Source organism: Paraburkholderia sp. GAS82, assembly GCF_050436285.1.
GTDB lineage: Bacteria > Pseudomonadota > Gammaproteobacteria > Burkholderiales > Burkholderiaceae > Paraburkholderia > Paraburkholderia phenazinium_B.
Genome location: NZ_JBNDLX010000005.1, coordinates 176249 through 202891, shown reverse-complemented (window position 1 = coordinate 202891; position 26643 = coordinate 176249). Strand labels below are relative to the sequence as shown.

Here is a 26643-nt window from a genome sequence, read left to right as displayed (position 1 = left end):
AGTTCCGATGACCCGTATTTCCGGCGGGGGGCGCGCGTCGAGAGCCCGCCGCACCACGCTCGCTTTTGCGACTTTCAAGCCGTTAATTGAGTTGCGCCACCAGCGCATCAGCACCCTTGTCGAGACCGGTTTTTGCCGCACCGAGCGAACCGAAGGCTGCCGGCAGATTCATGGCGTTTGGATACTGCTTCGAAACGTATGCTTTCAGCAGATGACCGCTTTCGCTGTCATAGACTTCAACTGCGTAGGAAACCGAACCACTGAATGCGCCTTGACCACCGCGGACTGCCTGCACTCCGTTATAGAGATTGCCTGCAAGGTCGAAATGCATGGCCTGTCCGACGAGCAACGTCGTTTTTTCGGCACCGGTCAGCGTCAGCTTGACCCGCAGGGTGTGAGGGCTGGCCTGATTCGCGGCCTCGAATCGCCTGGTCAGTTTCTCCGCGAATGTCTTTGCCATGTAGTCGGCGAGCGCTGTCTTGTCGGCGTCTTTCATGTCGCCAAACTGGTTATCGCTGCCTTGATACACGATGACAGGATCGAGCATTACTTGCGTGTAGCGCGACCAGGTCACCGGGGATGTGTACCGGTAGGGAATCTTGACCGAATCGTCATCCCGGTTGCGCTGCAATTGTGACGAAGAGGCGATGCCGTTGTAGGCGACCGGCTGCACGCTGGCGCATGCCGCGAGAGTCAGCGCCGCTGTGACAGTGAAAAGAAGCGGGACGAATTTGTGCTTGAACATGCTGTGTTCCTGAAAAGGCAGGTTGGGCGCCGACTGGCGTTTGGTTGGGGCGAGAGCCGATGTGGCCGCAGAGTACCATCGCCTTTATTAAATGTAAACCGTCTATCCGGTTTGTTTAGGGTGTAACTGAGAGCGTACAATTCCACCGCTCGCACGAGCGCCTGCTGGGCGGGGCCTCGCGGGACGGCTCACTGAGATTGAGTTACTGCACCGGATTACTTGCCAGACCTGTTCGTGACGCGGCGACCTTAGGGGCATGCCGAATCGTCGCGACGCCATCAGATTTGAAAATGGACAACCAGACCCGTTCGGAGATTTCCCGCAAGAAAGCGATTGAAGCCGCGCTGACCATTCTTAGCCGTGATGGCGTGGGCGGACTGACATTCGATTCGTTGTCACGCGAAAGTGGTATCAGCAAAGGTGGATTGCTGCATCAGTTCCGTACGAAGCAGGGGGTGCTCAGCGCATTGCTGGAGCATCAGCGGCTTCAGTTCGAGCAGATTGCGCGAGACTATATGGCGAGCGAGGGCGCGGCCAAGGCCGAACCGACGCTGGCGGCGCAGATTGCGATTTACCGGGCGGCGGTGAAGCAGCCGCATTCGGTGGCACGTGCGGTTCTGGCGGCGCTTATCGAGAGTCCGAATTTGCTTGAAGAGAGCAAGACGAGCGATGAAGTGAAAATGAAGACGCTGCATGCGGAGGCGAGTGATCCGGATTTGGCGTTGTTGCGGTATTTTGCTGCTAGCGGGATCGCATTTCATTCGTTGTTGGGGCTTTCGCCGTTGAGTGATTCCACCAGAGATGGGTTGTTTGAGAGGTTGCTGGACGAGGATCGGTGGAAGGGTTTGCCGGCGGCGCCTAAGGGGAGGAAGAAGGGCGGTAGGTGAATCCCGCGCTAAGCCTTCCTTCAGCTATATTGCTAAAACGAAGAAAGAAACAAAGCGCATGCCATCTCCAATAACCTTGCAAACCACACCGGCGTCGCCATGCAGGCTCTCAGTTTCCTACCCGACAGCTTCGCGGAATACGAGGATCTCAAGACGATCCTCGACGCCGGCAGCGCAAGCTTCGACATCCGCACGGTTTGCGAGGCGCGCGTCCACGGCAGAACCTTCCCCGTCCTGACCGCAAGCATCGGCTCAAGCGATCCGCAAGCCCCGGCCATCGGATTCTTCGGCGGCATCCACGGATTAGAGCGCATCGGTACGCAACTCGTACTCGACTACATGCGCTCGCTGCTCTCACGTCTCGAATGGGACGAACTGCTGGTGCGGCAGTTGCAATCGGTTCGTCTGATCTTTATGCCCATCTGCAATCCGGGCGGTATGTGGGCAGCCACGCGCGCCAATCCGAATGGCGTCGACCTGATGCGCAATGCGCCGCAAGATGCCGATGAACGCGTGCCGTTGCTCGCGGGCGGCCAGCGTCTCGGTGCCTGGTTGCCCTGGTATCGCGGACGTCGCGGGGCACCCATGGAAGTCGAAGCCGCCGCGCTGCTCAAACTGGTCGACAGCGAACTGACCTCGCGTCCGCTTAGCTTCGCGCTCGATTGTCATTCGGGTTACGGCTGGCGCGACAGCATCTGGTTTCCGTATGCGCGTACCCGCAAACTGATGCCGCATCTGCCGGAAATGTACGCGCTCAAGACGATGTTCGAGCGTGCCCATCCGCATCACGGCTACGCGTTCGAGCCGCAGAGCCATCAATATCTGCTGCACGGCGATCTATGGGACTACGCCTACGACCGCGCGCCGTCAGAGAGCGTATTTCTGCCAATGACGCTCGAACTCGGCTCATGGCTGTGGATCAAGAAGAATCCGCGTCAACTTTTTTCGCGGCAAGGCATGTTCAATCCGGTGAAGGCGCATCGCACCGCGCGTGTCCTGCGGCGTCACGCGAACCTGCTGGACTTCCTGACCCGCGCCGCCTTTGCGTGGCATCGCTGGCTGCCGCAGGGCAACGGGCGTCAGCAGCTTCTGCACAATGCGATTCAGCATTGGTATCGGACGGCGGGTGAATGAGTACGTGGATCCTGCTGCGTGGACTCACGCGTGAGACGCGTCACTGGGGCCGCTTTCCGGCCATCCTGCGTGACGCCGTCAAGACCGACAGCTTGCTGCAGCTCGATCTGCCGGGCAACGGCGCACTTGTCGATCTACGTGCGCCGGCCCAGGTGCCCTCGATGATTGAGTTCGTGCGGCAGGCGGTATCGCAAAGCAGCGTACCCGGTCCGTACCGCGTGCTGGCGATGTCGCTGGGCGGGATGGTGGCGACGGCATGGGCGCAGCACTATCCTGAGGAGATCGACCGGCTCGTGCTGGTCAACACGAGCATGCGGCCTTTTAGCAGCATGACCGAGCGTCTGCGCCCCCAGGCGTGGCCTCGTTTGCTGCGCGTCGCGGCCGGATGGCGCGACGCCCGTGAGGCCGAGGCGATTATCCATCGGCTGACATGCAACGATTCGCAGGCGCTGGCGGACGATCTTGCCGCGTGGGCCGCGATCCGCGAGAGCGCGCCGGTGAGCCGGGGCAATGCGCTGCGCCAGTTATGGGCCGCGGCCCGCTTCAGCGCCGGCGATGCGGTGCCGCGCTGCGCGACCCTGATCCTGTCGTCGGCGCAGGACCGGCTGGTGAATCCGGTGTGTTCGGCGAAGCTGGCGGCGGCGTGGGGTGCGGCGCATATCCAGCATCCGTGGGCGGGCCACGATCTGCCGCACGACGATCCGGTGTGGACCAGCGAGACGGTCGGCGCCTGGTTGCCGGAGATCGTGGACGCGACGGGGAAAAGATTCTGAAGACGGCAGGCGGCATGGCGAAGATGAAAGCGCCATGCCGCTTGTTTGCCGCGCTGCGGCCTCTACGCGCTAGCGTTACCGGTCAGCCACGTTCAATACCAGCTTGCCGAAATTTTCCCCTGAGAAGAGCTTCAGCAGCGCTTCGGGGAACGCGGCGACACCGCCTGTCATGACGTCCTCCTTCGACTGCATGCGGCCGTCAGCCAGGTAGCCCGCCAGTTCGGCGATGGCCTCCGGATAGCGGGATGCATAGTCGAACACGACGATCCCCTCCATACGCGCCCGGTTAACCAGTAGCGACAGGTAGTTCTTCGGTCCGGCGGCGGGCGTGCTGCCCGGATTGTTGTACTGGCTGATGGCGCCGCAGATGATAATGCGCGCACCGCGTGCCAGCCGTGTCAGCACGGTGTCGAGAATGTCGCCGCCCACGTTGTCGAAATAGACGTGCACGCCGTCCGGGCAATGCTGCTTCAGCCCGTCGCGCACCGAGGACGAAGACGCCTTGTAGTCGATGCACGCATCGAAGCCGAGTTCGCGCACGACCCATTCGCATTTGGCCGCGCCACCGGCGATGCCCACCACCCGGCAGCCCTTGATTTTCGCGAGCTGGCCGACCGTTTGCCCGACTGCGCCGGCCGCGCCGGAGACGACGACGGTTTGGCCCGCCTTCGGCTCGCCGACATCGAGCAGTCCGAAATATGCAGTCATCCCGGGCATGCCGAGCACGTTCAACCACTGCGTGGGGGAACCGAGCCGCGGATCGATTTTGAAAAGGCCGAAGCGTTGCGCGTGCGCGCCGTCGATGCGCGCGAATTCCTGCACGCCGAGCACCGCGCTCACCTGGTCGCCTGCTGCGTACGCCGGATGTTTCGATACGACGACGGTGCCGATACCGCCGGCACGCATCACTTCGCCGATGCCGACCGGCGCGATGTAGCTCTTGCCCTCGTTCATCCAGCCGCGCATCGCCGGATCGAGCGACAGTGCGAGTGTTTTGACGAGCAGCTCGCCGTCGGCCAGTTCGCTGTCAGCGGGCACGGCCTCTTCGGTGAAGCGCCAGTTCTCCGCTGTCGGCAGGCCGGCCGGTCGCGAGGCGAGACGGATCTGGTGGTTGACGGTGCTCATATTGATTCCTTGTGATCGCCGGGTGCCGGCTATTTTCCACCTGCGCTCGCGTGGGGAAAGGGGCGATTCGGCCACCGGCTGGGTGATTTCTGGACGGCCCGGGTAAATCCCCGGTTCACAGCCGGGAGGTCCGTTGCTAAGGTCGGTAGCCAATTTTCAATCATACGCATCATACCGGGGTGGACAGGTGACCGGGGTCTTGCAGCCGGCGACCTGCTATCTTCACCTGGCCGCAATCCGGCTTCAATGAGGTCTACCCGATGATCGAGGGTCTGCAGCAGCGATTCGCCCATGTCAACGGTATCAGGATGCACTACGTCGAAAAAGGCGAGGGTCCGCTGGTGCTGCTCTGTCACGGCTGGCCGGAGTCGTGGTACTCGTGGCGCTGGCAGATCGATGCGCTCGCTTCCGCCGGCTACCGCGTGGTGGCGCCGGATCAGCGCGGCTACGGGCAGACCGAGGCGCCCGAAGCGGTCGAAGCGTACGACATCCTGCATCTGGCCGGCGATCTCGTCGGTCTCGTCAACGCACTCGGCGACGAGCCGGCCGTGCTGATCGGGCACGACTGGGGCGCGGCCGTCGCCGCCTACGCGGCGTTGCTGCGTCCCGACCGGTTCCACACGCTCGGGCTGCTGAGCGTGCCGTATATGCCGCGGCGGGCCAGGCGTCCGGCGTTGCACTTCCAGCAGATCACGCAGGAGCGCCACTTCTATCAGGAGTACTTTCAACAGCCGGGGCGCATCGAGCGGGAACTCGAGGAAGACATTGGCCGCGCGTTGCTCGGCATTCTCTATACGGCATCCGGAGATGGCGTCAGGGCAGCGCCGTCGGTCAATTTCGCGGCCTTCGACAAGACCACGCGGCTAGTCGACAATCTGACGCTGCCCGATGAGCTGCCGTCGTGGCTGCCCGAAGCGGCGCTGAAATTCTTCGTGGCGGAGTTCGAGCGCAGCGGTTTTCGCGGGCCGATCAACTGGTATCGCAACATCGACCGGAACTGGGAGCTGACCGGGTTTCTCGACGGCGCGCGAGTCTCGCAGCCTACGTTGTTCATCGCAGGGGAGCTTGATGGCGTGCTGAAGATGGCTGCGAAAGATTTCGAACAACTGGAACTCAACGTCCCCCGTCTTCGGAAGAAGCTCGTAATCCCGGGCGCAGGCCACTGGATCCAGCAGGAACGGCCGGCGCAGGTGAGTGAGGCGATACTGGAATTTCTCGCGGCAGAGCGGGCAGGGCAATCCCAGGCGGACTGATGGACCTGCCCGCAGGACTGAGCGGCTTCGAGCTTCGGCCCGCAACCCTTACGGCACAACCAGAGGTATGAGCGCAGTTCGAGGCGACGGCGCGCGTAGACTCAACGATCTTCCTTGTACTTGACCTGTATTTGCCGCTCCGTGCGTCCGGTAAGCCAGTATGCTTTTGTCGACATATCAGGTGTGCTCGCGCTTTGGGCGGCCATGCTAATCTGTCTGAGGAATAGCTTCGCCCAGCCTGACCGGGCTTACTGGGCTCACAAGGAGATCACTGCATGTTTTCACGAATCGTCTCGCGCCGTTCCCTGGCGCGTGTCTTTACAACCGCTTCGCTGGCGCTCGCCTGCAACGCCGTCTGCCTGAGCGCAGCGTTCGCCCAGGCCACCATTCCTGCTTCCCTGACCCCGGGCGAAGCGACCCATGTCGTCGCAGCACTCAAGGCGAGCGGCACGCAGATCTACACGTGCAAGCGCGACGCCAGCAACAATCTGTCCTGGGCGTTCAAGGCGCCGAGCGCCGAGCTGTACGACGCATCGGGCACACTGATCGTCACGCATAGCGCGGGCCCCTCATGGGCTGCAGCGGACGGCAGCAGGATCACCGGCGCGGTACTCCAGCAAGCGCTGAATACCGATCAGGCCGGCAGCATCCCTCTTCTGCTGCTGCGGGCGACTAATGCCGGTGGCCCTGGCCTGCTTTCTACGGTGCGCTACGTGCAACGTCTCGACACGCATGGCGGTGTCGCGCCAAGCGGACCCTGCACGCAGGAAGGACAGGAAGGGCGCAGTCCATATATAGCCGAATACGTGTTTCTCGGCTGAGACCTCGCAATCGGTTTGCCACCTGGGGCGACACCTTAGTAAGCGTTCATCTGAAAGTCGATGTGCGGATGCACATTGACTTTCAACTATCTGGCGCATAATTCGTATCACGATGCAGTCGATTGCCGCCCGCTGTGGAGGAGATCATGCAAGCGAAGAACGAAGAATCCGTTGCGCACCTGCTGAACGACGTCATCGAATTCGCACGCGGGCGATTGCCCGAACCGACATTCGCAATCGTCGAACCCTTTCTGCGGCACTACTACGATTTCGTCGACGCCGACGATCTGCAAAGTCGCGCAATCGCCGACCTCTACGGCGCGGCACTCGCGCATTGGCAAACCGCCCAGCGCTTCGTTCCCGGCAGCGAACGATTGCGCGTCTATAACCCGATTCTCGAACAGCACGGCTGGCATTCCGATCACACCGTCATCGAGATCGTCAATGACGACATGCCGTTCCTTGTCGATTCGGTGTCGATGGCGGTCAACCGGCTCGGGCTTGCCTTGCATTCGGTCGTGCACCCGGTGTTCCGCATCTGGCGCGGCGCCGACGGCAGTATCGTGCGCGTCGGCCAGGGTGCGGAAGATGCGGCCGACACGCAGTCGCAACTCGCGTCCTTCATCCACTTCGAAGTAGATCGTTGCGGCGACGCCGCCAAGCTCGACTCGCTCAGGGACGATATTGCCAAGGTCTTGGGCGACGTGCGTGCGGCAGTGGAAGACTGGCCGAAGATCGTTGCAATTGCGCGCGGCACCATCAAGGACATGAAGTTGCGCGACACCGGCGTCGAAGGCGCGGAAGCGCGTGCCTTCCTTGAGTGGATGGTGGACGACCACTTCACGTTTCTCGGGCAGCGCGACTATGAACTGGTTTCGCATGACGTGGGCTTTGGCCTGCGTCCACTGCCGGATTCGGGCCTTGGCATTCTGCGCGATGCGCTGCGGCCGGTGGGCGCCGCCGATGTCACGCCGTTGCCGGCCGCCGCCGCACAGATCATCACGGGTCCTTCGCCGATCTTTTTGACCAAAGCGAATTCGCGCGCCACTGTGCATCGGCCCGGATACCTCGATTACGTGGGTATCAAGCTGACCGGCGCGGATGGCAAGATCATCGGCGAGCGCCGTTTTATCGGGCTGTATACGTCGACGGCGTATATCGTATCGGCGTCCGAAATACCTATCGTGCGCCGTAAATGCGCCAATATCGTGCGTCGCGCCGGCTTTTTGCCGAAGGGGCACCTCGCGAAGTCGCTGGTGACGGTGCTGGAAACCTATCCGCGCGACGAACTGTTCCAGGCCGAAGAAGACCAGCTCTACGACATCGCGCTCGGCGTGCTGCGTTTGCAGGAGCATCAGCGCACCCGCCTGTTCGTACGGCGCGACCGGTTCGATCGCTTCGTGTCGTGCCTCGTCTTTGTGCCGCGCGACAAGTACAACACCGACTTGCGGCGCCGCATTGCCAACCTGCTTATGGAGGCATTCAACGGCGCCAGCGTCGAGTTCACCCCCTTGCTTTCGGAGTCGACTCTCGCGCGGATTCACTTCGTCGTGCATGCCGAGCCTGGCGCGATGCCGGATGTGGACACCCGCGAACTCGAAGCACGGCTCGTGCAGGTGACGCGCCGCTGGCAGGACGATCTGGCCGATGCGCTGATCGATGCGTTTGGCGAAGAACAGGGCAACCGTCTGTTGCAGCACTACGCCGATTCGTTTCCGGCTGGTTACCGCGACGACTATCCGGCCCGCACGGCGGTGCGCGATATCGAACTGATCGAGCGGCTTCAGGGCAGCGAGCGCATTGCCATGAACCTGTATCGGCCGATCGAATCCGGCCCGCGTGCGTTTCGTTTCAAGGTGTACCGGGCGGGGCATCCGATCGCCTTGTCACGCAGTCTGCCGATGCTCGAGCATCTCGGCGTGCGAGTCGATGAAGAGCGTCCCTATCTGATTGAAGCGCTGAACGCGACGCCCGCATGGGTTCATGACTTCGGCCTCGAACTCGCGGACGACGCCGAATTCGATATCGAGCGTGTGAAAAACCTCTTTGAGGATGCGTTCCAGCAGGTCTGGACCGGCGAGATCGAAAGCGACGACTTCAACCGGCTCGTGCTGCGTGCGCAACTGGCGGCGCGTGAAGTGACGATCTTGCGTGCCTATGCGAAGTATCTGCGGCAGGTCGGTTCGACCTTCAGCGATGCCTACATCGAACGCGCACTGACCGGCAATCCCACGATTGCCCGCAAGCTCGTCGAACTGTTCGTGGCGCGCTTCGACCCGTCGCTGGGCGACACGCGCGAGCAGCGTGTGGAATTGCTGCTCAAGTGGATCGATAGCGCGCTCGATCAGGTGCCGAATCTCGACGAGGATCGCATCCTGCGGCAGTTTCTCGGCGTAATCAAGGCCACCCAGCGCACGAATTACTACCGGCTCGACGAGCAGGGGCGCCCCAGGCCCTATCTGTCGTTCAAGTTCAACCCGGCGCATGTGCCAGGCTTGCCTGAGCCCAAGCCGATGTTCGAGATCTGGGTGTACGCGCCGCGCGTCGAAGGCGTGCACTTGAGGGGTGGGCGAGCCGCGCGCGGTGGCCTGCGCTGGTCCGACCGGCGCGAGGACTTCCGCACGGAAGTCCTCGGCCTGATGAAAGCGCAAATGGTGAAGAACGTGGTGATCGTGCCGGTGGGCTCGAAGGGTGGCTTCGTCGTGAAGAACCCGCCGCCGCCCGGCGACCGCGAAGCGTGGATGCGCGAAGGCATCGCCTGCTACCAGACCTTCCTGCGCGGCCTGCTGGATCTGACCGATAACCTGGCCGGCACCGATATCGTGCCGCCGCCCGACGTGGTGCGGCACGATGGCGACGACCCGTATCTGGTGGTGGCCGCGGACAAGGGCACGGCCACGTTCTCCGACTATGCGAACGCAATTTCTCAGGAGTACGGATTCTGGCTCGACGACGCGTTTGCTTCGGGCGGCTCGGTCGGTTACGACCACAAGAAGATGGCAATCACCGCGCGCGGCGCCTGGGAATCGGTGAAGCGGCATTTCCGTGAGATGGGCGTCGACACCCAGACGATGGACTTTACGGTGGTGGGCATCGGCGATATGTCCGGCGATGTGTTCGGCAACGGCATGCTGCTGTCGCCGCATATCAAGCTCGTGGCCGCGTTCGACCATCGCCATATCTTTCTCGACCCGAACCCCGATCCGGGCGCCAGTCTGGCCGAGCGTGGGCGCCTCTTTATCCTCGAGCGCTCAAGCTGGGCCGACTACGATCCGACGCTGATCTCGGCCGGCGGTGGCGTATTTCCGCGTACGGCCAAGACCGTTCCGGTATCGGCTGCGATGCAGGCCATACTTGGCATCAATGCCGCCGCGCTGCCGCCGAACGAACTGATCCGCGCGATTCTGCAGGCGCCGGTGGATCTGCTCTATAACGGCGGCGTCGGCACCTACGTGAAGGCGAGCCGCGAGACCCATGCGCAGGTCGGCGACCGCACCAACGACGCGTTGCGCGTGAACGGCGCGGATCTGCGCTGCAAGGTGGTGGCGGAGGGCGGTAACCTGGGACTCACGCACCTCGGGCGGATCGAGTTCGCATTGCGCGGTGGCCGCATCAACACCGACGCAATCGACAATTCGGCCGGCGTGGATTGTTCGGATCACGAAGTCAACATCAAGATTCTGCTCGGCCTCGTCGTGAAAGATGGCGAGATGACCGAAAAGCAGCGTAACGCGCAGCTTGCCGACATGACCGACGAAGTCGGACTTCTGGTCCTGCAGGACAACTACTATCAGACCCAGGCGTTGTCGATCGCGGGCCGCTACAGTATCGAACTGTTCGACGCCGAAACACGTTTCATGCGCTGGCTCGAACGGGCGGGGCGTTTGAATCGCGTGATCGAGTTCTTGCCGACCGACGAGGAAATCGCCGAGCGCCAGGCGGCCAAGCAAGGCCTCACCTCACCGGAGCGCGCGGTCCTGCTTGCCTACAGCAAGATGTGGCTGTACGACGCGCTGCTTGAATCCGATATGCCGGAAGATCCGTTGGTCAGCAGCATGCTGATCGACTATTTTCCGAAACCGTTGCGCCACCGCTTCAGGGAGCCGATACAGCGCCATCCGTTGCGGCGCGAGATTCTCGCCACGTATCTGACCAACGCGCTTGTCAACCGCGTGGGCTGTGAATTCGTGCACCGGCTTATGGAAGAGACTGACGCGCAGCCGGGCGAGATCGTGCGGGCCTGCATCATGGCGCGCGACGTCTTCGATCTGGACGACGTGTGGCACAGCATCGATGCGCTCGATAACCGCGTGGCCGACGATGTCCAGGCGCGCATGTTCGTCGAGGTATCGCGACTCGTGGAGCGAACCGCGCTGTGGTTCTTGCGGCAACTGCAATCGGGCGCCGTCGTCGACGTGACCGATCTGCTGGCGCGTTGCCGCGATGCCGCGCAGCGGCTCGCGTCGCAATGGCCTGCATTGCTGCCCGCCGCCGATCTGGAAGCGCTGATGGAACGGCAGCGGATTCTGGTGGACGCCGGCGTCGACAGCGAACTGGCGGTGCGGGTGGCGAGCGGCGAAATCTCCGCGGCCTTGCTCGACATTGCCGAGGTGGCCGCCACCTGCGGCAAGAATCTTGAACTCGTGGCAGGCGTGTATTTCGCGCTCGGCACGCAGCTCAACTATGGCTGGATCGCCGAACGCGCCAACGCGCTGCCTGCGCCGACGCATTGGGACATGCTCGCGCGCGCCGCTGCGCTCGCCGAACTGGCTCGCCTCAAGCGTGCCCTGACGACGAGCGCGCTGGCGGGCGCCACGGAATCGTCGACGCCGGACGAGCTGGTCGAACGATGGCAAGCTCAACGTGCGGCGCCGCTCGAGCGTTATGCGCGACTGGTCGCCGACCTGCGCGCATCGGGCGGTTCGAGCCTCTCGGTGCTGCTTGTGATCGTGCGGGAAATGGCGCTGTTGGAGCGGACCTGAAGGTGGCCGGCAACGGCGAGGTAAGGCGGCGGCGAGGGGCTCGTAGAGGGGAGTTGGACGCATGACACCCTGATTGCCCATAATAGCGACTCTTGCCATTCCGCCTTGAACCCGCCATGACCGATCACGTAGCATCGAATCCCGCTGTGCCGCGCCTCACGAGCCTTTCGCATGGCGGCGGCTGCGGCTGCAAGATTGCGCCGGGCGTGCTGGCCGATCTGCTCAAGCGCAGTGTGCCGCTACCGGCGTTTCCCGACCTGCTGGTCGGCACCGAGACCGCCGACGATGCCGCCGTGTACCGCCTGAACGATGAGCAGGCGATCATCGCCACCACCGATTTCTTCATGCCGATTGTCGACGATCCGTACGATTTCGGCCGCATTGCGGCGACCAATGCACTCTCCGACGTATATGCAATGGGCGGCAAGCCGATTCTCGCGCTCGCGCTGGTCGGCATGCCGATCAACGTGTTACCACACGACGTGATCGCGGCGGTGCTGCGCGGCGGCGAAGATGTCTGCACGCAGGCAGGCATTCCGGTGGCTGGGGGTCATTCGATCGATTCCGTCGAGCCGATCTACGGTCTCGCCGCGCTGGGCGTGATCCATCCGCAGCGCGTCAAGCGCAACGCGGGGGCTCGCGCCGGCGACGTGCTGGTGCTCGGCAAGCCGCTCGGCGTGGGTGTGTTGTCCGCGGCACTGAAAAAAAGCCAGCTCGACGACGCAGGCTACCGCGAGATGATTGCGAACACCACCAAGCTGAACCGCCCCGGGACCGATCTCGCTGCATTGCCGGGCGTGCATGCACTGACCGACGTCACGGGCTTCGGCCTGCTTGGACATACGTTGGAGCTGGCGCGCGGAGCCGGGCTGAGCGCCCATCTGCGCTATGCAGACCTGCCGTGGCTCACCGGTGTCGAAGCGTTCGCGGATGCGGGCGTGATTACCGGCGCGTCGGGGCGCAACTGGGCTTCGTATGGCGAGAGCGTCGGTTTAAGCGCGGGACTGCCAGAGCGCGCTCGCGCGTTGCTCACCGATCCGCAAACCTCAGGTGGTCTGCTGGTCTCCTGCACGCCGGAAAGCGTCGATGACGTGCTGGCGATTTTCCGCGCCGACGGCTTCGATCGCGCGGTAGTGATTGGTGAGATGCGCGACGGCACGCCGCGCGTCGAGGTGGCGTGATCGAACGATGAAAGAAGAATCGCCGAAAGCCATTTTTTACGCCCTCGCCGCGAACATCGGGATTGCCGTTTTCAAGTTCGCCGCTGCGATCTTCACGCAGTCCGGCTCGATGTTCGCCGAGGCCATTCACTCGAGCGCCGACTGCGGCAATCAGCTTCTGCTGCTGTTCGGTCTGCGTGAGGCGCGCAAGCCGCCCAGTCCATTGCATCCGATGGGCGCCGGGCGCGAAATCAATTTTTACTCGCTGCTGGTGGCCTTGCTGCTGTTCTTTGTCGGCGGCGCGTTTTCCGTCTACGAGGGCGTGCACCGGCTGTTTGAGCGCGAACCGTTGTCGCACGCTTACCTGGCGCTGGCTGTACTGGGTGTCTCGGTCGTACTCGAATCGTTGTCGCTTGCGGGCGCGGTCAGGGAGATCCGCAAGACGCATCCCGACAAATCCATGTGGCGCTGGTTTCGCGAAACGCGCGAATCGGATCTGCTGGTCGTAGCCGGCGAGGATATTGCGGCGCTAATGGGCCTTGCGATTGCATTCGTGGCCGTTCTGCTGACGATGATCACCGGCAATCCGGCCTTCGACGCATTTGGCTCAATCGGCGTTGGTGTATTGCTGATGGTGATCGCGTGGCTCGTGGCGCGCGAAGTGAAATCGATGATCGTCGGCGAGTCGGCGAGCCCGGAAGTGCGGCGTGCCATCGAAGCTCATCTGCGGGCGCGGCCCGAGATTCGCGGCATCATCAATCTGATTACCCTCCAATGGGGCCGCGAAGTCGTGGTCGCGGTGCAGGCCGAGATGATTGCGTATCCGAGCGGCCGCGCGATGGTCGACGCGATCAATGTGATCGAAGCCGATCTGCAGGAAACGTTTCCGCAGGTGCGCTGGGTGTTTTTCGAGCCGGACGTGCCGCGCGATCAACGGGGCTGATCGTCAGTTATCCTGCCAGACACGATCAGCCCCATCCAGGCTAAGCGCGAAGCGAGCACGCACGCGGCACGGCGCCGCGTGCAATGCCGTGCCGTGGCTTACTTGAAACCGGTCACTTCGTGTGGCACGTACAGCTCTTCGAGCTGCTTGATCTCTTCCGCACTCAGTTTGAGCGAAAGCGCCGCAACCGCATCGTCAAGGTGATGCGCTTTGGTCGCGCCCACAATCGGCGCACTGATCACGCTCTTTTGCAGAACCCATGCCAATGCAACCTGCGCACGAGGTACACCGCGGGCTGCCGCGATCTCCCCAACCCGTTCGACGATGCGGCGGTCCGCGTCTTCCGTCTTCGCATACAGCGTACGGCCGAATTCGTCGGTCTCCGAGCGCGCGCTGCTGGTGTTCCAGTCACGCGTCAGACGTCCACGGGCAAGCGGGCTCCACGGAATCACGCCGATTCCTTCGCTGGCGCAGAGCGGCAGCATCTCGCGCTCTTCCTCGCGATACAGCAGGTTCACGTAATTCTGCATCGTCACGAAGCGGGTCCAGCCGTGTTTTTCTGCAACGTGCAGTGCCTTCGAGAACTGCCACGCATACATCGACGACGCACCGATATAGCGTGCCTTGCCCGCTTTCACGACGTCGTGCAGCGCTTCCATGGTTTCTTCGATCGGCGTGGTGTAGTCCCAGCGGTGGATCTGATACAGGTCCACATAGTCCGTGCCGAGACGCCGCAGGCTCGCATCGATTTCAGCCATGATCGCCTTGCGCGACAGGCCCATGCCGTTTGCGCCGGCATGCATGCGGCCGTGAACCTTGGTGGCGAGCACGATCTCGTCGCGCCTGGCCATGTCCTTCAGCGCGCGGCCGACAATCTCTTCGCTGGTGCCGTCGGAATAGACGTTGGCCGTATCGAAGAAGTTGATGCCGTGGTCCAGCGCCTGCTTGATGAACGGGCGCGAATCGCTCTCGCCGAGTGTCCACTCATGGTTGCCCCGGTCCGATACACCGTAGCTCATGCAACCGAGGCAAAGTCGAGAGACATCGAGGCCTGTGCGGCCCAGTTTCACATACTCCATGTCACGCTCCTGTGTGTAATGCCGATGTGTTGTACGGACTTTCAAATGCAACAAGCGGCGCGACCGCATGCATGATGCGGTCGCATGCCTCTTTTAAGCATATTTGAAAATCGCCAACACTGCAGTGCCACAGGCACGCAAGAGCTAAACGCGGGTGACCGGCCCTCAGTGCTGCGTCGAGCGGAACGGCGTCCAGACTGGCGTATCGCTGTCCCAATGGTCGAGTTCGGATGGATTCATGATTCACTCCTGTCGATTCGTTTGCGGCGCACGATGGCGCTGCGACAGGGTGAACTGTAGGCTTTCGCGACGCGCGGATAAACGGCGGATCGGCGAAATGAATTGTTGTGAATTCAGAACAATGGCGGCAATCGCAGTGTGGAGGCCGCGATTGTCGTCATCTGTATTGCGGGGCGGATCAGGCCACCCACTCCGTGATTACCGGCGTATCGAGCGTAGGCGCGGACTCGCGCTCCTCGATGGTGCGCTTCGAGCAAGGCGTGTCGAGACTGCCGCGGCCGCTCAGCAACGGGCAGCGGTCGAATAGCTCCGCAATCCAGTCGACAAACACGCGCACTTTCGGCGACAGATGCCGGCTGTGCGGATAGACCGCGGAAATCGGCATGGGCATCGGCTTGATCTCGGGCAGCACTTCGACCAGCTGGCCCGACTGCAGATGCGGCAGCACCATGAAAAGCGCCGGCTGAATCAGCCCAAAGCCCTCGAGACCGCAGGTGACGTAGGCATCCGCGTCGTTGACCGACACCGTGCCCTTCATTTTTACTTCGACTTCCTTGCCGTCGACCTTGAAGGCCCAGTCGATCACGCGGCCAGTGCGGCTCGAAAAATAATTCACCGCACTATGCGACTCGAGATCGTCGAGCGTAAGCGGCGTGCCGTACTTCTGCAGATATTCCGGCGCGGCACACGTCACGCCTTCGAAGATGCCGATCCGGCGCGCCACCAGCGACGAATCCTGCAGCGCACCGACCCGCACCACGCAATCCACGCCTTCTTGCAGCAGATCGACCGGGCGGTCGGTCAGGCCGAGTTGCAGGTCGATATCCGGGTAGCGAGTGTGGAATTCACACAGGGAAGGGATCACCAGCAGCCGGCCGATCGAGCCCGGCATGTCGATGCGCAGCTTACCGTGCGGCTTCTTGTTGCCGCTCTGGAAACTGGTTTCGGTTTCTTCGACGTCCGCGAGAATTCGCACGCAGCGCTCGTAGTACGCCGCGCCGTCCGGCGTGAGCGACAGGCGCCGCGTCGTGCGGTGCATGAGCCGTGTGCCGAGAAACGATTCCAGATTCTGGATGATGGTGGTGACCGAGGCGCGCGGCAGGTCGAGCGTCTCCGCGGCACGCGTGAAACTGTTGGTGTCGACGACACGGGTGAACACTTGCATGGCCTGGAGACGGTCCATGGCTAACCTCCAAGAAGGGGCTGGCGGCGCGCAGCGCCAATCGAATAGGCACGGATTAGCCCGGTTTCGCCGGGCGCCGAATTCGATTGTTTGGGCGTACCGAATTGTGTTGCCGGATTATAGGCATTTATTTAGAAGTCTGCCGAACCCACAATTCGCACCATTCCAGTTCTATGCGTATTGCGCCGTTCGACATGAATGCATTCAAACCGCCGTACTCCTCGCCGTACACCTTTGTACCGCTTGACCTTGCTCAGGCGGACGATGTCGGTTCGGCACATGCGGCGCTCGACGTGACGGACGTGACGATTGAGGGGCACGCGCAGGACATCAAGCTGCGGCTGTACCGCCTGACGGGCAAAACCGCACTGCCAGTACTGCTTTATTTTCACGGCGGCGGCTTTGTGCGCGGCTCGCTGGACGATGCGGACTTCCCCGCACGCTATTTCGCAGAGCACCTGCCGGCGCTGGTTGTGTCGGTCGGCTACTCGCTTGCGCCGCAATTTCCGTTTCCCACGGCGCCGGAAGACGCACACCGCGCCGCGCTGTGGGTGCAGACCCGCGCACGGGCGTTCGGCGGCAACACCAAACATATCGGCGTCGCGGGACATGACGCGGGCGGCCAGATTGCCAATTGCCTCGCCTTTATCTCGCGCGACCGTGGCGACGTGCGGATTTCGGCGCAGGCGCTGTTCGGCCCGATGCTCGATCCGAGTCTCACGCGCCTTGGCGACGAACAGCGGCTTGGCTCCGATATTACCGCCAAGGAATGCGCAGCGTGCTATCGCGCGTATCTGCCGCAAGCCTCGCAGCGTATGCATCCGTATGCCGCGCCTCTCGAGTCGTCACGGCTTGCAGGCTTGCCCGCCACGCTGATCGCGACTGCGCAGAACGATGTGCTGCACGTCGAGGCCGAGAAATATGCCAGCAGCCTGATCGATGCAGGCGTGGCGACCCAGGTGGTCCGCTATCCGAGCGTCTCGCATGCCGCGCTCGCCGACCATCCGGAAGCGCTGCAGGAGGCTGTGCGCTTTTTCCAGTGCCGCCTCGCAGCGCGCACCCAACGATAAACGTATTTCAATCAACAAACGCCGGGAGCCTTTCATGTCTATCTTTTCTCCTTCGCGCCACCGTCTGGCGCTAGCGGTTCTGACCGTTGTGATCATTGCCGGGCTCGGCACATTCGGCGCGATTCGCGTCGATGCGAGCTCGCCCGCCCACGCCGCGCCGACCATCGTGCCGGAAGTGGACGTGGCAGCCGTGATCCAGAAAACCATCACCGACTGGCAAAGCTATTCGGGGCGCCTCGAAGCGGTCGAGAAGGTTGCAGTACGTCCGCAGGTGTCGGGCACGATCGTTTCGGTGAACTTCAAGGATGGCGCGCTGGTGAAGAAGGGCGACACGCTGTTCGTGATCGATCCGCGCCCGTATCAGGCCGAAGTAGACCGCACCGCCGCGCAACTGGCGGCGGCGCAGGCGCAGGCGGGTTATACGCAAAGCGACTGGGAGCGCGCACAGCGCCTGATCGGCGATAACGCCATTGCCAAGCGCGACTACGACGAGAAGCAGAACGCCGCGCGCGGCGCGAGCGCCAACGTCAAGGCAGCGCAGGCAGCGCTCGAAACCGCGCAGATTAACCTTGGCTATACCAAGGTTATTGCGCCGGTGTCGGGCCGCGTGTCGCGTGCGGAGATCACCGTGGGCAACGTCGTCTCGGCCGGTGCAGGTTCGCCGCCGCTGACGACGCTGGTGTCGGTGTCGCCGATCTACGCGTCGTTCGATGCGGACGAGCAGACGTATCTGGAGTACATCGGCCGCGAGAAGGACGGCACCAAAGTACCGGTGCAACTGGGCCTCGCTGACGAATCGGGCTACTCGCGCAACGGTGTGATCGATTCGGTCGACAACCAGCTCGACACCTCGTCCGGCACGATCCGCGTACGCGCGCGCTTCGACAATCAGGACGGCACACTGATTCCGGGTCTGTACGCCCGCATCAAGGTGAGCGGCAGCGCGCCGCACGCGGCGCTGTTGATTGACGACGCTGCAGTGGGCACCGATCAGGACAAGAAGTTCGTGTTCGTCGTCGACAAGAGCGATCAGGTCGTGTACCGCGAGGTGCAGCTTGGCGCGATGCAAGGCGGCCTGCGCGTCGTCAAGTCGGGTCTGCAAAACGGTGACCGGATCGTCGTCAACGGAACGCAACGTGTGCGTCCGGGCGAAACGGTACGCGCCCATGCTGTGCCGATGAACGGCGACGAAGATGCGGACAGCGCGTCGGTAGCACAAACGCAGGGTCATGCGAAAGCGCAGGGCAATTCGTGAGCTTGGTGCTTAACGATTGCTGCTTGCGCGCCGCATTCCAGCGCTTTAATTTCAAGAGCCTCTCATGAACATATCCAAATTCTTCATCGACCGGCCGATCTTCGCGGGCGTGCTATCGGTCCTGATCCTGCTGGCGGGCGTGATTTCGCTCTTCAAGCTGCCGATCTCCGAGTACCCGGAAGTCGTGCCTCCTTCGGTGGTGGTGCACGCGCAGTATCCGGGCGCCAACCCGAAGGTGATTGCCGAAACGGTGGCGTCGCCGCTCGAAGAGCAGATCAACGGCGTGGAAAACATGCTGTATATGCAGTCGCAAGCCAATAGCGACGGCAATCTGACGCTGACGGTCACCTTCAAGCTCGGTACCAATCCGGATCTCGCGACGCAACTCGTGCAGAACCGCGTCAACCAGGCGCTGCCGCGTCTGCCGGACGACGTGCAGCGTCTGGGCGTGACGACGATCAAGAGCTCGCCGACGCTGACGATGGTGGTCCACCTGATCTCGCCGAACAACCAGTACGACATGACGTATCTGCGCAACTACGCAGTGCTGAACGTCAAGGACCGGCTGGAGCGTATTCAGGGCGTGGGCGAAGTGCAGCTGTGGGGCTCGGGTGACTACGCCATGCGCGTGTGGCTCGATCCGCAGAAAGTGGCGCAGCGCGGCCTGACCGCAACTGATGTGGTTAACGCGATCCGCGAGCAGAACATTCAGGTGGCTGCCGGTCAGATTGGTTCTTCACCGTCGTTGCCGGGCACACAGTTGCAGTTGTCGGTGAATGCGCGTGGCCGCTTGCAGACCACGGGCGAGTTCGGCGACATCGTCGTCAAGACCGGCCCGGATGGCGCAGTCACCTATCTGCGCGACATTGCCCGTATCGAGCTGGCTGCGTCGGAATACGGCCTGCGTTCGCTGCTCGACAACAAGTCGGCGGTGGCGCTCGCTATTAACCAGGCGCCGGGCGCGAACTCGCTCCAGATCTCGGACCAGGTGCGCGCGGAAATGAAGGAACTGAAGGAAGACATGCCTGCAGGCGTGGATTACCAGATCGTCTATGACCCGACGCAGTTCGTGCGCTCCAGTATCGAGGCCGTGATTCACACGCTGCTCGAAGCGATTGCGCTGGTCGTGATCGTGGTGATCGTGTTCCTGCAGACGTGGCGTGCGTCGATCATTCCGCTGATTGCGGTGCCGGTGTCGATCGTGGGGACGTTCTCGCTGCTGCTGGCGTTCGGCTTCTCGATCAACGCGTTGTCGCTGTTCGGCATGGTGCTCGCGATCGGGATTGTGGTGGACGATGCCATCGTGGTGGTGGAGAACGTCGAGCGCAATATCGAGGCCGGCCTGAGTGCGCGCGATGCGACGTACAAGGCCATGCAGGAAGTGAGCGGGCCGATTATCGCAATCGCGCTGACGTTGGTGGCCGTGTTCGTACCGCTCGCGTTCATGACGGGTCTCACGGGTCAGTTCTACAAGCAGTTCGCGGTGACCATCGCGATCTCGACGGTGATCTCGGCGTTCAATTCGCTGACGTTGTCGCCGGCACTGTCCGCCATGCTGCTGCGCGGACATGGCGCGAAGGAAGACTGGCTTACGCGGGGGATGAACCTGGTGTTCGGCCGCTTCTTCAAGGGCTTCAACAAGGTGTTTCATCGCGGCTCGACCGGGTATGGCAAGGGCGTGCAGGGCGTATTGCGACGTAAGGGCGGCATGCTCGCCGTCTACGCGATCCTGCTCGGCGCCACGGTGCTGATCACGCGTATCGTGCCGGGCGGCTTCGTGCCGGCGCAGGACAAGGAATACCTGATCGCGTTTGCGCAGTTGCCGAACGGCGCCTCGCTCGACCGCACCGAAAAGGTGATCCGCGATATGAGCGCGATCGCGCTGAAGCAGCCGGGTGTCGAAAGCGCGGTGGAGTTTCCGGGCTTGTCGGTGAATGGCTTCACCAATAGCTCGAGCGCGGGCATCGTGTTCGTCACGCTCAAGCCGTTCAAGGAGCGCGGCGACAAGGCGCTCTCCGCCGGCGCCATTGCAGGCGCGTTGAACCAGCAGTACGGCGCGATCAAGGATTCGTTCGTGGCCGTGTTCCCACCGCCGCCGGTGCTGGGCCTCGGTACGCTGGGCGGCTTCAAGATGCAGCTCGAGGATCACGGTGCGCTGGGTTACGCGGAGTTGAACAAGGCAACGGAAGCCTTCATCAAGAAGGCGGCTACTACGCCTGAACTGGGCCCGACTTTCTCGAGCTATCAGATCAACGTGCCGCAGCTGAATGTGGACCTGGACCGCGTCAAGGCGAAGCAGCTCGGTGTGCCGGTGACGGACGTGTTCGACACGATGCAGATCTATCTGGGCTCGCTGTATGTGAACGACTTCAACCGCTTTGGCCGTGTGTATCAGGTGCGGGTGCAAGCGGATGCGCCGTTCCGTCAGCATGCCGACGATATCGGCCAACTGAAGACGCGTAATGCCGCGGGCGAAATGGTGCCGTTGTCGTCGCTGGTGACGGTGACGCCGACGTTCGGTCCGGAAATGGTGGTGCGCTACAACGGCTATACGGCTGCCGATATCAACGGTGGACCCGCTCCGGGTTATTCGTCGGGCCAGGCGCAAGCCGCGGCTGAACGGGTGGCTGCGGAAACGCTGCCGCGTGGCGTGAAACTCGAATGGACCGACCTGACGTATCAGCAGATCATCGCCGGCAATGCGGGCATGTGGGTGTTCCCGATCAGCGTGCTGCTGGTGTTCCTGGTGCTGGCCGCCCTGTATGAAAGCCTGACGTTGCCGCTCGCGGTGATCCTGATTGTGCCGATGAGTCTGTTGTCGGCATTGACCGGGGTCTGGCTCACGCACGGCGACAACAACATCTTCACGCAGATCGGCTTGATGGTGCTGGTGGGGCTGGCCTCGAAGAACGCGATCCTGATCGTCGAGTTTGCTCGCGAACTCGAACACGACGGGCATACACCGCTGTCCGCGGCGATCGAAGCGAGCCGTATGCGGCTGCGCCCGATCCTGATGACGTCGATCGCTTTCATCATGGGCGTGGTGCCGCTGGTGCTGTCGAGCGGCGCTGGTTCGGAAATGCGCCACGCGATGGGTATCGCGGTGTTCTTCGGCATGCTGGGTGTGACACTGTTCGGTCTGATGCTGACGCCGGTGTTCTATGTGGTGCTGCGTACGCTTGCAGGCGGCAAGGTTCACGTCGCGCAAAAGGACTCGCCGCATTACGCGTTGCCGGTCACGGACGCTTGAAGAGGAAAACAATAATGAAGCAATATCAGTCTTTGAGCGGTTGGGGCCGCGCTGCAGCGAGCGGTTTGCTGCTGGCGCTGCTCGCCGCCTGCTCGGTCGAGCCGACCTATAAGCGTCCCGATGTCGACACGTCGGCGGCGTTCAAGGAAGCGCCGACTATCGCGCCGCAGGATGCGGGCACGTGGAAGCCGGCTCAGCCGGCTGACGACGCGCATCGCGGCGAATGGTGGCAGATTTTTGGCGACCCCAAGTTGAACGATCTGGAAGAGCAGGCCGCAGCGGCCAACCAGGATCTGAAGGCAGCGGCGGCACGCGTGCAGCAGTCGCGGGCGTCGTTGCAGGCGGCACGTTCCGACTGGTTCCCTAAGTTCGATGCGGGCTTTGGGCCGACGCGCGAAACCGCGTCAGCGGCTTCGCAGTTCCTGCCGCAGAGCAATGGCTCGGAGACCACGACGCTGTGGCGCGCGCAAGGCACCGCGTCGTACGAGGCGGATCTGTTCGGCCGGGTTGGTTCGAATGTGAACGCGACTCAGGCAGATGCGCAGCAGAGCGAAGCATTGTTCCGTTCGGTGCAGCTTGCACTGCAGGCTGATGTTGCGCAGAACTACTTCCAGTTGCGTGAGCTCGATACGGATCAGGATCTGTACCGTCAGACGGTAGCGTTGCGTGAGAACACGCTCAAGCTGATCCAGCGGCGTTTCAACGAAGGCGACATCAGCGAACTGGATCTGGCGCAGGCGCGTAACGAACTGGCGAGCGCACGCGCGGATTCGGTGGGCATCGCCCGGCAACGTGCCGCGTCCGAGCATAGCCTCGCCATTCTGCTTGGTAAGGCGCCGGCGAACTTCTCGTTCCCGGAAACGCCGCTTGTGCCGGTGGCCGCACGCGTGCCGCCGGGGCTGCCTTCTGCGTTGCTCGAACGTCGTCCTGACGTGGCGGCGGCTGAGCGTGCGATGGCTGCGGCCAATGCACGAGTCGGGCTGGCGAAGTCGGCGTTTTTCCCGAAGCTCGATATCACCGGTGCGGCTGGGTTCGAATCGGCCACGTTGGGCGATCTGTTCATGTGGTCGAGCCGCACGTTCCTGCTCGGGCCGTTGGCGGGTACTGCCTTGACGGTGCCGCTGTTCGACGGCGGCCGTCGCAAGGCGAACCTCGCTCAGGCGCGCGGCAAGTATGACGAAGACGTGGCGCAGTATCGTCAGCAGGTGCTGGAGGCGTTCAAGGAAGTCGAAGACAACCTCTCCGATCTGCGCCTGCTCGACGATCAGATCCAGGCGCAAAACGATGCGGTCAACGCATCGCAGCGGGCTTCGCATCTGTCGCAGACGCAGTATCAGGAAGGACAGGTGAGCTACCTGGATGTGATCGACAGCGAACGGCAGGTTCTGCAGACGCAGTTGCAGGCGACCCATCTGGAAGGCACGCAGGCGGTGTCGACGGTGAACCTGATTCGTGCGCTGGGTGGCGGTTGGGGCTCGGATGTTGCGGCTTCCGGCGTGCCGGTGGCTGCTGCGCCGGGTGGTGCAGGTACGGTAGGTGCGAGTTCCACCGCTCCCACTGCTGCCCCCGCCGTTGTTGCTGCCGCTGTGAAGGATGCGCCGCAACAGCTGGCAAAGCAGTAATGGCCTAGCCTTGGTGGTTGGTAATACGAGTACTAGTGCATCGAGGGGCTGAGCAGCGCGCTCAGCCCCTTTTGTATATCGCCTGGCGCGATTTCCTTTCCAAAATCGCTTCGTAGACCGCTGTCTGCGTGGCGTCTATCATGATTCGCACCTCATCTGGAGAGAGGCGATGACCTGTCAACCGTTCCGTTGTCCGCGCTGATCCATCTGCGCGTCACGCCTTTCGAGCCGCGTCAGCGGCTCTGATCCTGCTATCCGCTTACCTGCAGCATGCATTGATGCACGCTGGAGCGTTCGCTTGCGCCAGGCAAACACTTCATTGAACGGGTCCGTCATGAGCTTTTCTGTTTACAACTTGCGCCGGCTGTTGCTTGCACCGCGCGCGTCGTTTATGCGCTTGAGCGGTGTCGTCATGATGGCGTTGACGTTTGCGGTTGCCGCGTCGAGCGCCCAAGCCGCCGATACGCCAACGCTAACAATCGGCATTGCCACAACGCCCCAAATCGGGGCTTTGCAGGAGGCGGCGCATGAAGCCAAGGCGCAAGGGCTCGATGTGAAGATCATTGAGTTCACCGACTGGAATACACCGAACGCGGCGCTCGCCAACAAGGATATCGACGTCAACTACTTCCAGCACATTCCGTTTCTGGAGAATGCGAAGAAGCAGGGCGGCTATAACTTCGTGGCGATTGCCCCCGGCACGATCATGAAGATCGGCCTGTATTCGAAGAAGGTCAAAAGCTTCGGTCAGCTGAAGGACGGCGCCACCGTCGCGATTGCCAACGATCCGGTGAACGGTGGCCGTGGACTGCTGTTGCTGCAGCGTGCTGGACTTATCAAACTGAAGCCGGGCGTCGACTATCGCGCAACGACGCTCGACATTGTCGACAACCCCAGGCATCTGAAGATCGTCCAGCTCGAAGCGTCGCAACTGGCGCGCTCGCTTGACGACGTGGATCTGGCCGAAGGTTATCCAAGCTTCATCAAGCTCGCCGGCACCGCAGACCCGAATAGCGCCTTGCTGTTCGATGGCGTCGAAAACAAGATCTTCGCGATCCAGTTTGTCGTGCGTCCGGAAAGCGCAAACGATCCGCGTATTCTCAAATTCATTTCGATCTATCAGCACTCGCCGCAAGTGCGCGCTGAGCTCGACAAGGCGTTCGGCAATCTCTACGCGGTTGCGTGGTAATCGCTTCGGCCTGCGGCCGCTCGTGATTTAAAGCTTTAGCAAGGACGGATACGATGCCTTCTCTGTTCGACACGCCCGGTTTTATCGCGGCCGCGCCGGCCTGGTCCGCACGTCCCGCATCGTCCGAGGCGCAGGGCCCGGCGGTGGTATTCGACCGGATCGGCAAGGTGTTCGGCAACTCGCCCGGCACGGCCCCGGCGCTCGCCGATGTGCAATTGCAGGTGGCGCGCGGCGAGGTGTTCGGCATCATCGGTCGCAGCGGCGCGGGAAAGTCGACGTTGCTGCGGCTCGTCAACGGTCTGGAAAAACCCACGTCCGGGACGGTTAGCGTAAATGGCGTCAGCGTGGGCGAACTGGATGAGCGCGGCCTCGTGGCCTTGCGGCGCCGCACGGGCATGGTGTTCCAGCATTTCAACCTGCTCTCGGCCAAGACGGTGCGTGAGAACATCGGCTTGCCGCTGAAGATCGCGGGTGCCTCGAAGGCGGCGATCGAGCGCAAGGTCGATGCGTTGCTCGAACTGGTCGGACTTTCCGAAAAGCGCAATGCGTATCCGGCGAGTCTGTCGGGAGGGCAAAAGCAGCGCGTGGGGATTGCTCGCGCGCTGGTACACGACCCCGATATTCTGCTGTGCGACGAGGCAACCTCGGCGCTCGATCCCGAAACGACTCAGGCGATTCTGGCGCTGCTGCGCGATATCAACCGGCGCCTTGGGCTGACGATCATCCTCATCACACATGAGATGGAGGTGATCCGCGAGGTTTGCGATACGGTGGCCGTGATCGAGCGCGGCCAGGTGGTGGAGACGGGGCCGGTGTGGCAAGTATTCGGCTCGCCGCAGCACGACGCAACCCGCGCGCTGTTGCGCACGCTGGTGCACGATCTGCCTGCCGATCTCGCCGCGCGTGTGAAGCCTTTACATGAGGTGACGGCGGGCGAAGCGCAGGTCCTGCTCGACGTGCGCTTTACCGGCGCGGATGAACGCGAGCCGGATCTGGGCGCACTCGCTCACGCGCTGAGTGTGGACGGTGGCCGCGTGAGCTTCGTGCACGGCGGCATCGACCGGATTCAAGGGCATGCGCAAGGACGCCTTGTGGTGACCGCGCAGATTCCTGCTACGGCAGCGGTCCTGGAGTTGGGCGATGGCGCACATGGTGCATACGTCGATCGCGGTGCCGACACGCCCGCTGTCCGCGCGCAGATTGCCGCTCTTGTGGACCGTGCACGGCAGCATGCCAATCACGTGGAGGTGCTCGGTTATGTCTGATATATGGCTCTCCGAACTGGCTGGAGCGATTCGCGACACGCTCGTGATGGTCGGCGTGTCCGCCGTGATTGCGCTGCTGGTCGGCATCCCGCTGGCGCTCGTGCTGGTGACCACCACTCGCGGCGGCATCTTCGAGCGGCGCTCGGTCAACACGACGCTCGGCGCGCTCGTCAACGCATTCCGCTCGACGCCGTTCATCATCCTGCTGGTCGCCTTGCTGCCGCTCACGCGTCTACTCGTTGGTACTACGATTGGAGTGTGGGCAGCCATCGTGCCGCTCAGCATCGCCGCGATTCCTTTTTTCGCACGCGTCGCGGAAGTGAGCCTGCGCGAGGTCGATCGCGGTCTGATCGAAGCGGCGCAGGCGATGGGCGCGCAGCGCCGTCATATCATCTGGCATGTGCTGCTGCCGGAAGCACTGCCTGGCATTCTCGGCGGCTTCACGATCACGATAGTCGCGATGATCGGCTCGTCGGCGATGGCCGGCGCGGTCGGTGCCGGCGGTCTGGGCGATCTCGCGATTCGCTACGGCTATCAGCGCTTCGATACCCCGGTAATGGTGACGGTCATCGTTCTGCTGATTGTTATTGTCACGGCCGTGCAGTTCGTCGGCGACCGCTTTGTGCGTCGGCTCGGTCATCGCGCATAATGCACAGGTATCCGACAC

At 62.5% G+C, this 26643-nt stretch carries 18 protein-coding genes and 1 pseudogene; 15 read left to right on the top strand and 4 right to left on the bottom strand.

What is annotated here, in order from left to right; genetic code table 11:
• Positions 1 to 82: 82 nt before the first annotated feature.
• The gene (locus tag P3T17_RS17325; RefSeq protein ID WP_074269042.1) at positions 83 to 745 is read right to left on the bottom strand and encodes a DUF3313 domain-containing protein; all 663 of its coding nucleotides are present in this window, start codon (positions 743 to 745) and stop codon (positions 83 to 85) included.
• A 290-nt stretch (positions 746 to 1035) separates the two neighbouring features.
• Here P3T17_RS17325 and P3T17_RS17320 point away from each other — a divergent pair, with 290 nt between their 5' ends.
• The 3 genes from P3T17_RS17320 to P3T17_RS17310 all read left to right on the top strand — a co-directional run bounded on the left by P3T17_RS17320 (position 1036) and on the right by P3T17_RS17310 (position 3539).
• A complete protein-coding gene (locus P3T17_RS17320; protein WP_429285941.1) occupies positions 1036 to 1632 on the top strand; it encodes a TetR family transcriptional regulator in 597 nt (198 codons plus the stop codon).
• 99 nt (positions 1633 to 1731) lie between these two features.
• Entirely contained in the window at positions 1732 to 2766 is a 1035-nt protein-coding gene (locus P3T17_RS17315; RefSeq protein WP_074269040.1) for a M14 family zinc carboxypeptidase, read from the top strand.
• Positions 2763 to 3539 (top strand): alpha/beta fold hydrolase, encoded by a 777-nt coding sequence (locus tag P3T17_RS17310; protein WP_429408123.1) that lies wholly within the window; start codon positions 2763 to 2765, stop codon positions 3537 to 3539. The genes P3T17_RS17315 and P3T17_RS17310 overlap by 4 nt, the downstream gene beginning before the upstream one ends.
• 75 nt (positions 3540 to 3614) lie before the next feature.
• Here the strand turns inward: P3T17_RS17310 and P3T17_RS17305 are convergent, their stop codons facing one another.
• Complete coding sequence (locus P3T17_RS17305; protein WP_429408121.1) at positions 3615 to 4664, bottom strand: NADP-dependent oxidoreductase; 1050 nt, start codon at positions 4662 to 4664, stop codon at positions 3615 to 3617.
• A 260-nt stretch (positions 4665 to 4924) separates the two neighbouring features.
• On the opposite strand from P3T17_RS17305, the gene P3T17_RS17300 reads away from it, so the two are divergent.
• From P3T17_RS17300 to P3T17_RS17280, 5 genes are all read left to right on the top strand, one after another.
• Complete coding sequence (locus tag P3T17_RS17300) at positions 4925 to 5917, top strand: alpha/beta fold hydrolase (RefSeq protein WP_429408119.1); 993 nt, start codon at positions 4925 to 4927, stop codon at positions 5915 to 5917.
• Between the two features lie 275 nt (positions 5918 to 6192).
• Complete coding sequence (locus P3T17_RS17295) at positions 6193 to 6738, top strand: DUF3455 domain-containing protein (RefSeq protein ID WP_429408116.1); 546 nt, start codon at positions 6193 to 6195, stop codon at positions 6736 to 6738.
• Positions 6739 to 6884: 146 nt separating this feature from the next.
• Positions 6885 to 11720, top strand: a complete 4836-nt coding sequence (locus tag P3T17_RS17290; protein ID WP_429408114.1) for an NAD-glutamate dehydrogenase — start codon at positions 6885 to 6887, stop codon at positions 11718 to 11720.
• A 116-nt stretch (positions 11721 to 11836) separates the two neighbouring features.
• Positions 11837 to 12901: a selenide, water dikinase SelD gene (gene selD, locus P3T17_RS17285; RefSeq protein WP_429408113.1), complete on the top strand. Its 1065-nt coding sequence runs from the start codon at positions 11837 to 11839 to the stop codon at positions 12899 to 12901.
• A gap of 7 nt (positions 12902 to 12908) precedes the next feature.
• A complete protein-coding gene (locus tag P3T17_RS17280; protein WP_074269035.1) occupies positions 12909 to 13823 on the top strand; it encodes a cation diffusion facilitator family transporter in 915 nt (304 codons plus the stop codon).
• A 98-nt stretch (positions 13824 to 13921) separates the two neighbouring features.
• Here the strand turns inward: P3T17_RS17280 and P3T17_RS17275 are convergent, their stop codons facing one another.
• Both P3T17_RS17275 and P3T17_RS17270 read right to left on the bottom strand, forming a co-directional pair.
• Entirely contained in the window at positions 13922 to 14902 is a 981-nt protein-coding gene (locus P3T17_RS17275; protein WP_429408111.1) for an aldo/keto reductase, read from the bottom strand.
• A 418-nt stretch (positions 14903 to 15320) separates the two neighbouring features.
• Positions 15321 to 16325, bottom strand: coding sequence for a LysR family transcriptional regulator (locus tag P3T17_RS17270; RefSeq protein ID WP_074269033.1), 1005 nt, complete (start codon positions 16323 to 16325; stop codon positions 15321 to 15323).
• A gap of 194 nt (positions 16326 to 16519) precedes the next feature.
• Between P3T17_RS17270 and P3T17_RS17265 the strand changes: the two genes are divergently transcribed.
• The 7 genes and pseudogenes from P3T17_RS17265 (at position 16520) to P3T17_RS17235 (ending at position 26625) form a co-directional block, all read left to right on the top strand.
• Complete coding sequence (locus P3T17_RS17265) at positions 16520 to 17395, top strand: alpha/beta hydrolase (RefSeq protein ID WP_429285934.1); 876 nt, start codon at positions 16520 to 16522, stop codon at positions 17393 to 17395.
• A gap of 34 nt (positions 17396 to 17429) precedes the next feature.
• Entirely contained in the window at positions 17430 to 18650 is a 1221-nt protein-coding gene (locus P3T17_RS17260; RefSeq protein ID WP_074269032.1) for an efflux RND transporter periplasmic adaptor subunit, read from the top strand.
• Positions 18651 to 18714: 64 nt separating this feature from the next.
• Entirely contained in the window at positions 18715 to 21900 is a 3186-nt protein-coding gene (locus P3T17_RS17255) for an efflux RND transporter permease subunit (protein ID WP_429408109.1), read from the top strand.
• 14 nt (positions 21901 to 21914) lie between these two features.
• Entirely contained in the window at positions 21915 to 23522 is a 1608-nt protein-coding gene (locus P3T17_RS17250; protein ID WP_429408108.1) for an efflux transporter outer membrane subunit, read from the top strand.
• A gap of 472 nt (positions 23523 to 23994) precedes the next feature.
• A pseudogene (locus tag P3T17_RS17245) lies at positions 23995 to 24711 on the top strand (MetQ/NlpA family ABC transporter substrate-binding protein); the annotation flags it as partial.
• A 53-nt stretch (positions 24712 to 24764) separates the two neighbouring features.
• Positions 24765 to 25976 (top strand): methionine ABC transporter ATP-binding protein, encoded by a 1212-nt coding sequence (locus tag P3T17_RS17240; protein WP_429408106.1) that lies wholly within the window; start codon positions 24765 to 24767, stop codon positions 25974 to 25976.
• The gene (locus tag P3T17_RS17235) at positions 25969 to 26625 is read left to right on the top strand and encodes a methionine ABC transporter permease (RefSeq protein WP_429408103.1); all 657 of its coding nucleotides are present in this window, start codon (positions 25969 to 25971) and stop codon (positions 26623 to 26625) included. The genes P3T17_RS17240 and P3T17_RS17235 overlap by 8 nt, the downstream gene beginning before the upstream one ends.
• The last annotated feature ends 18 nt before the right edge of the window (positions 26626 to 26643 follow it).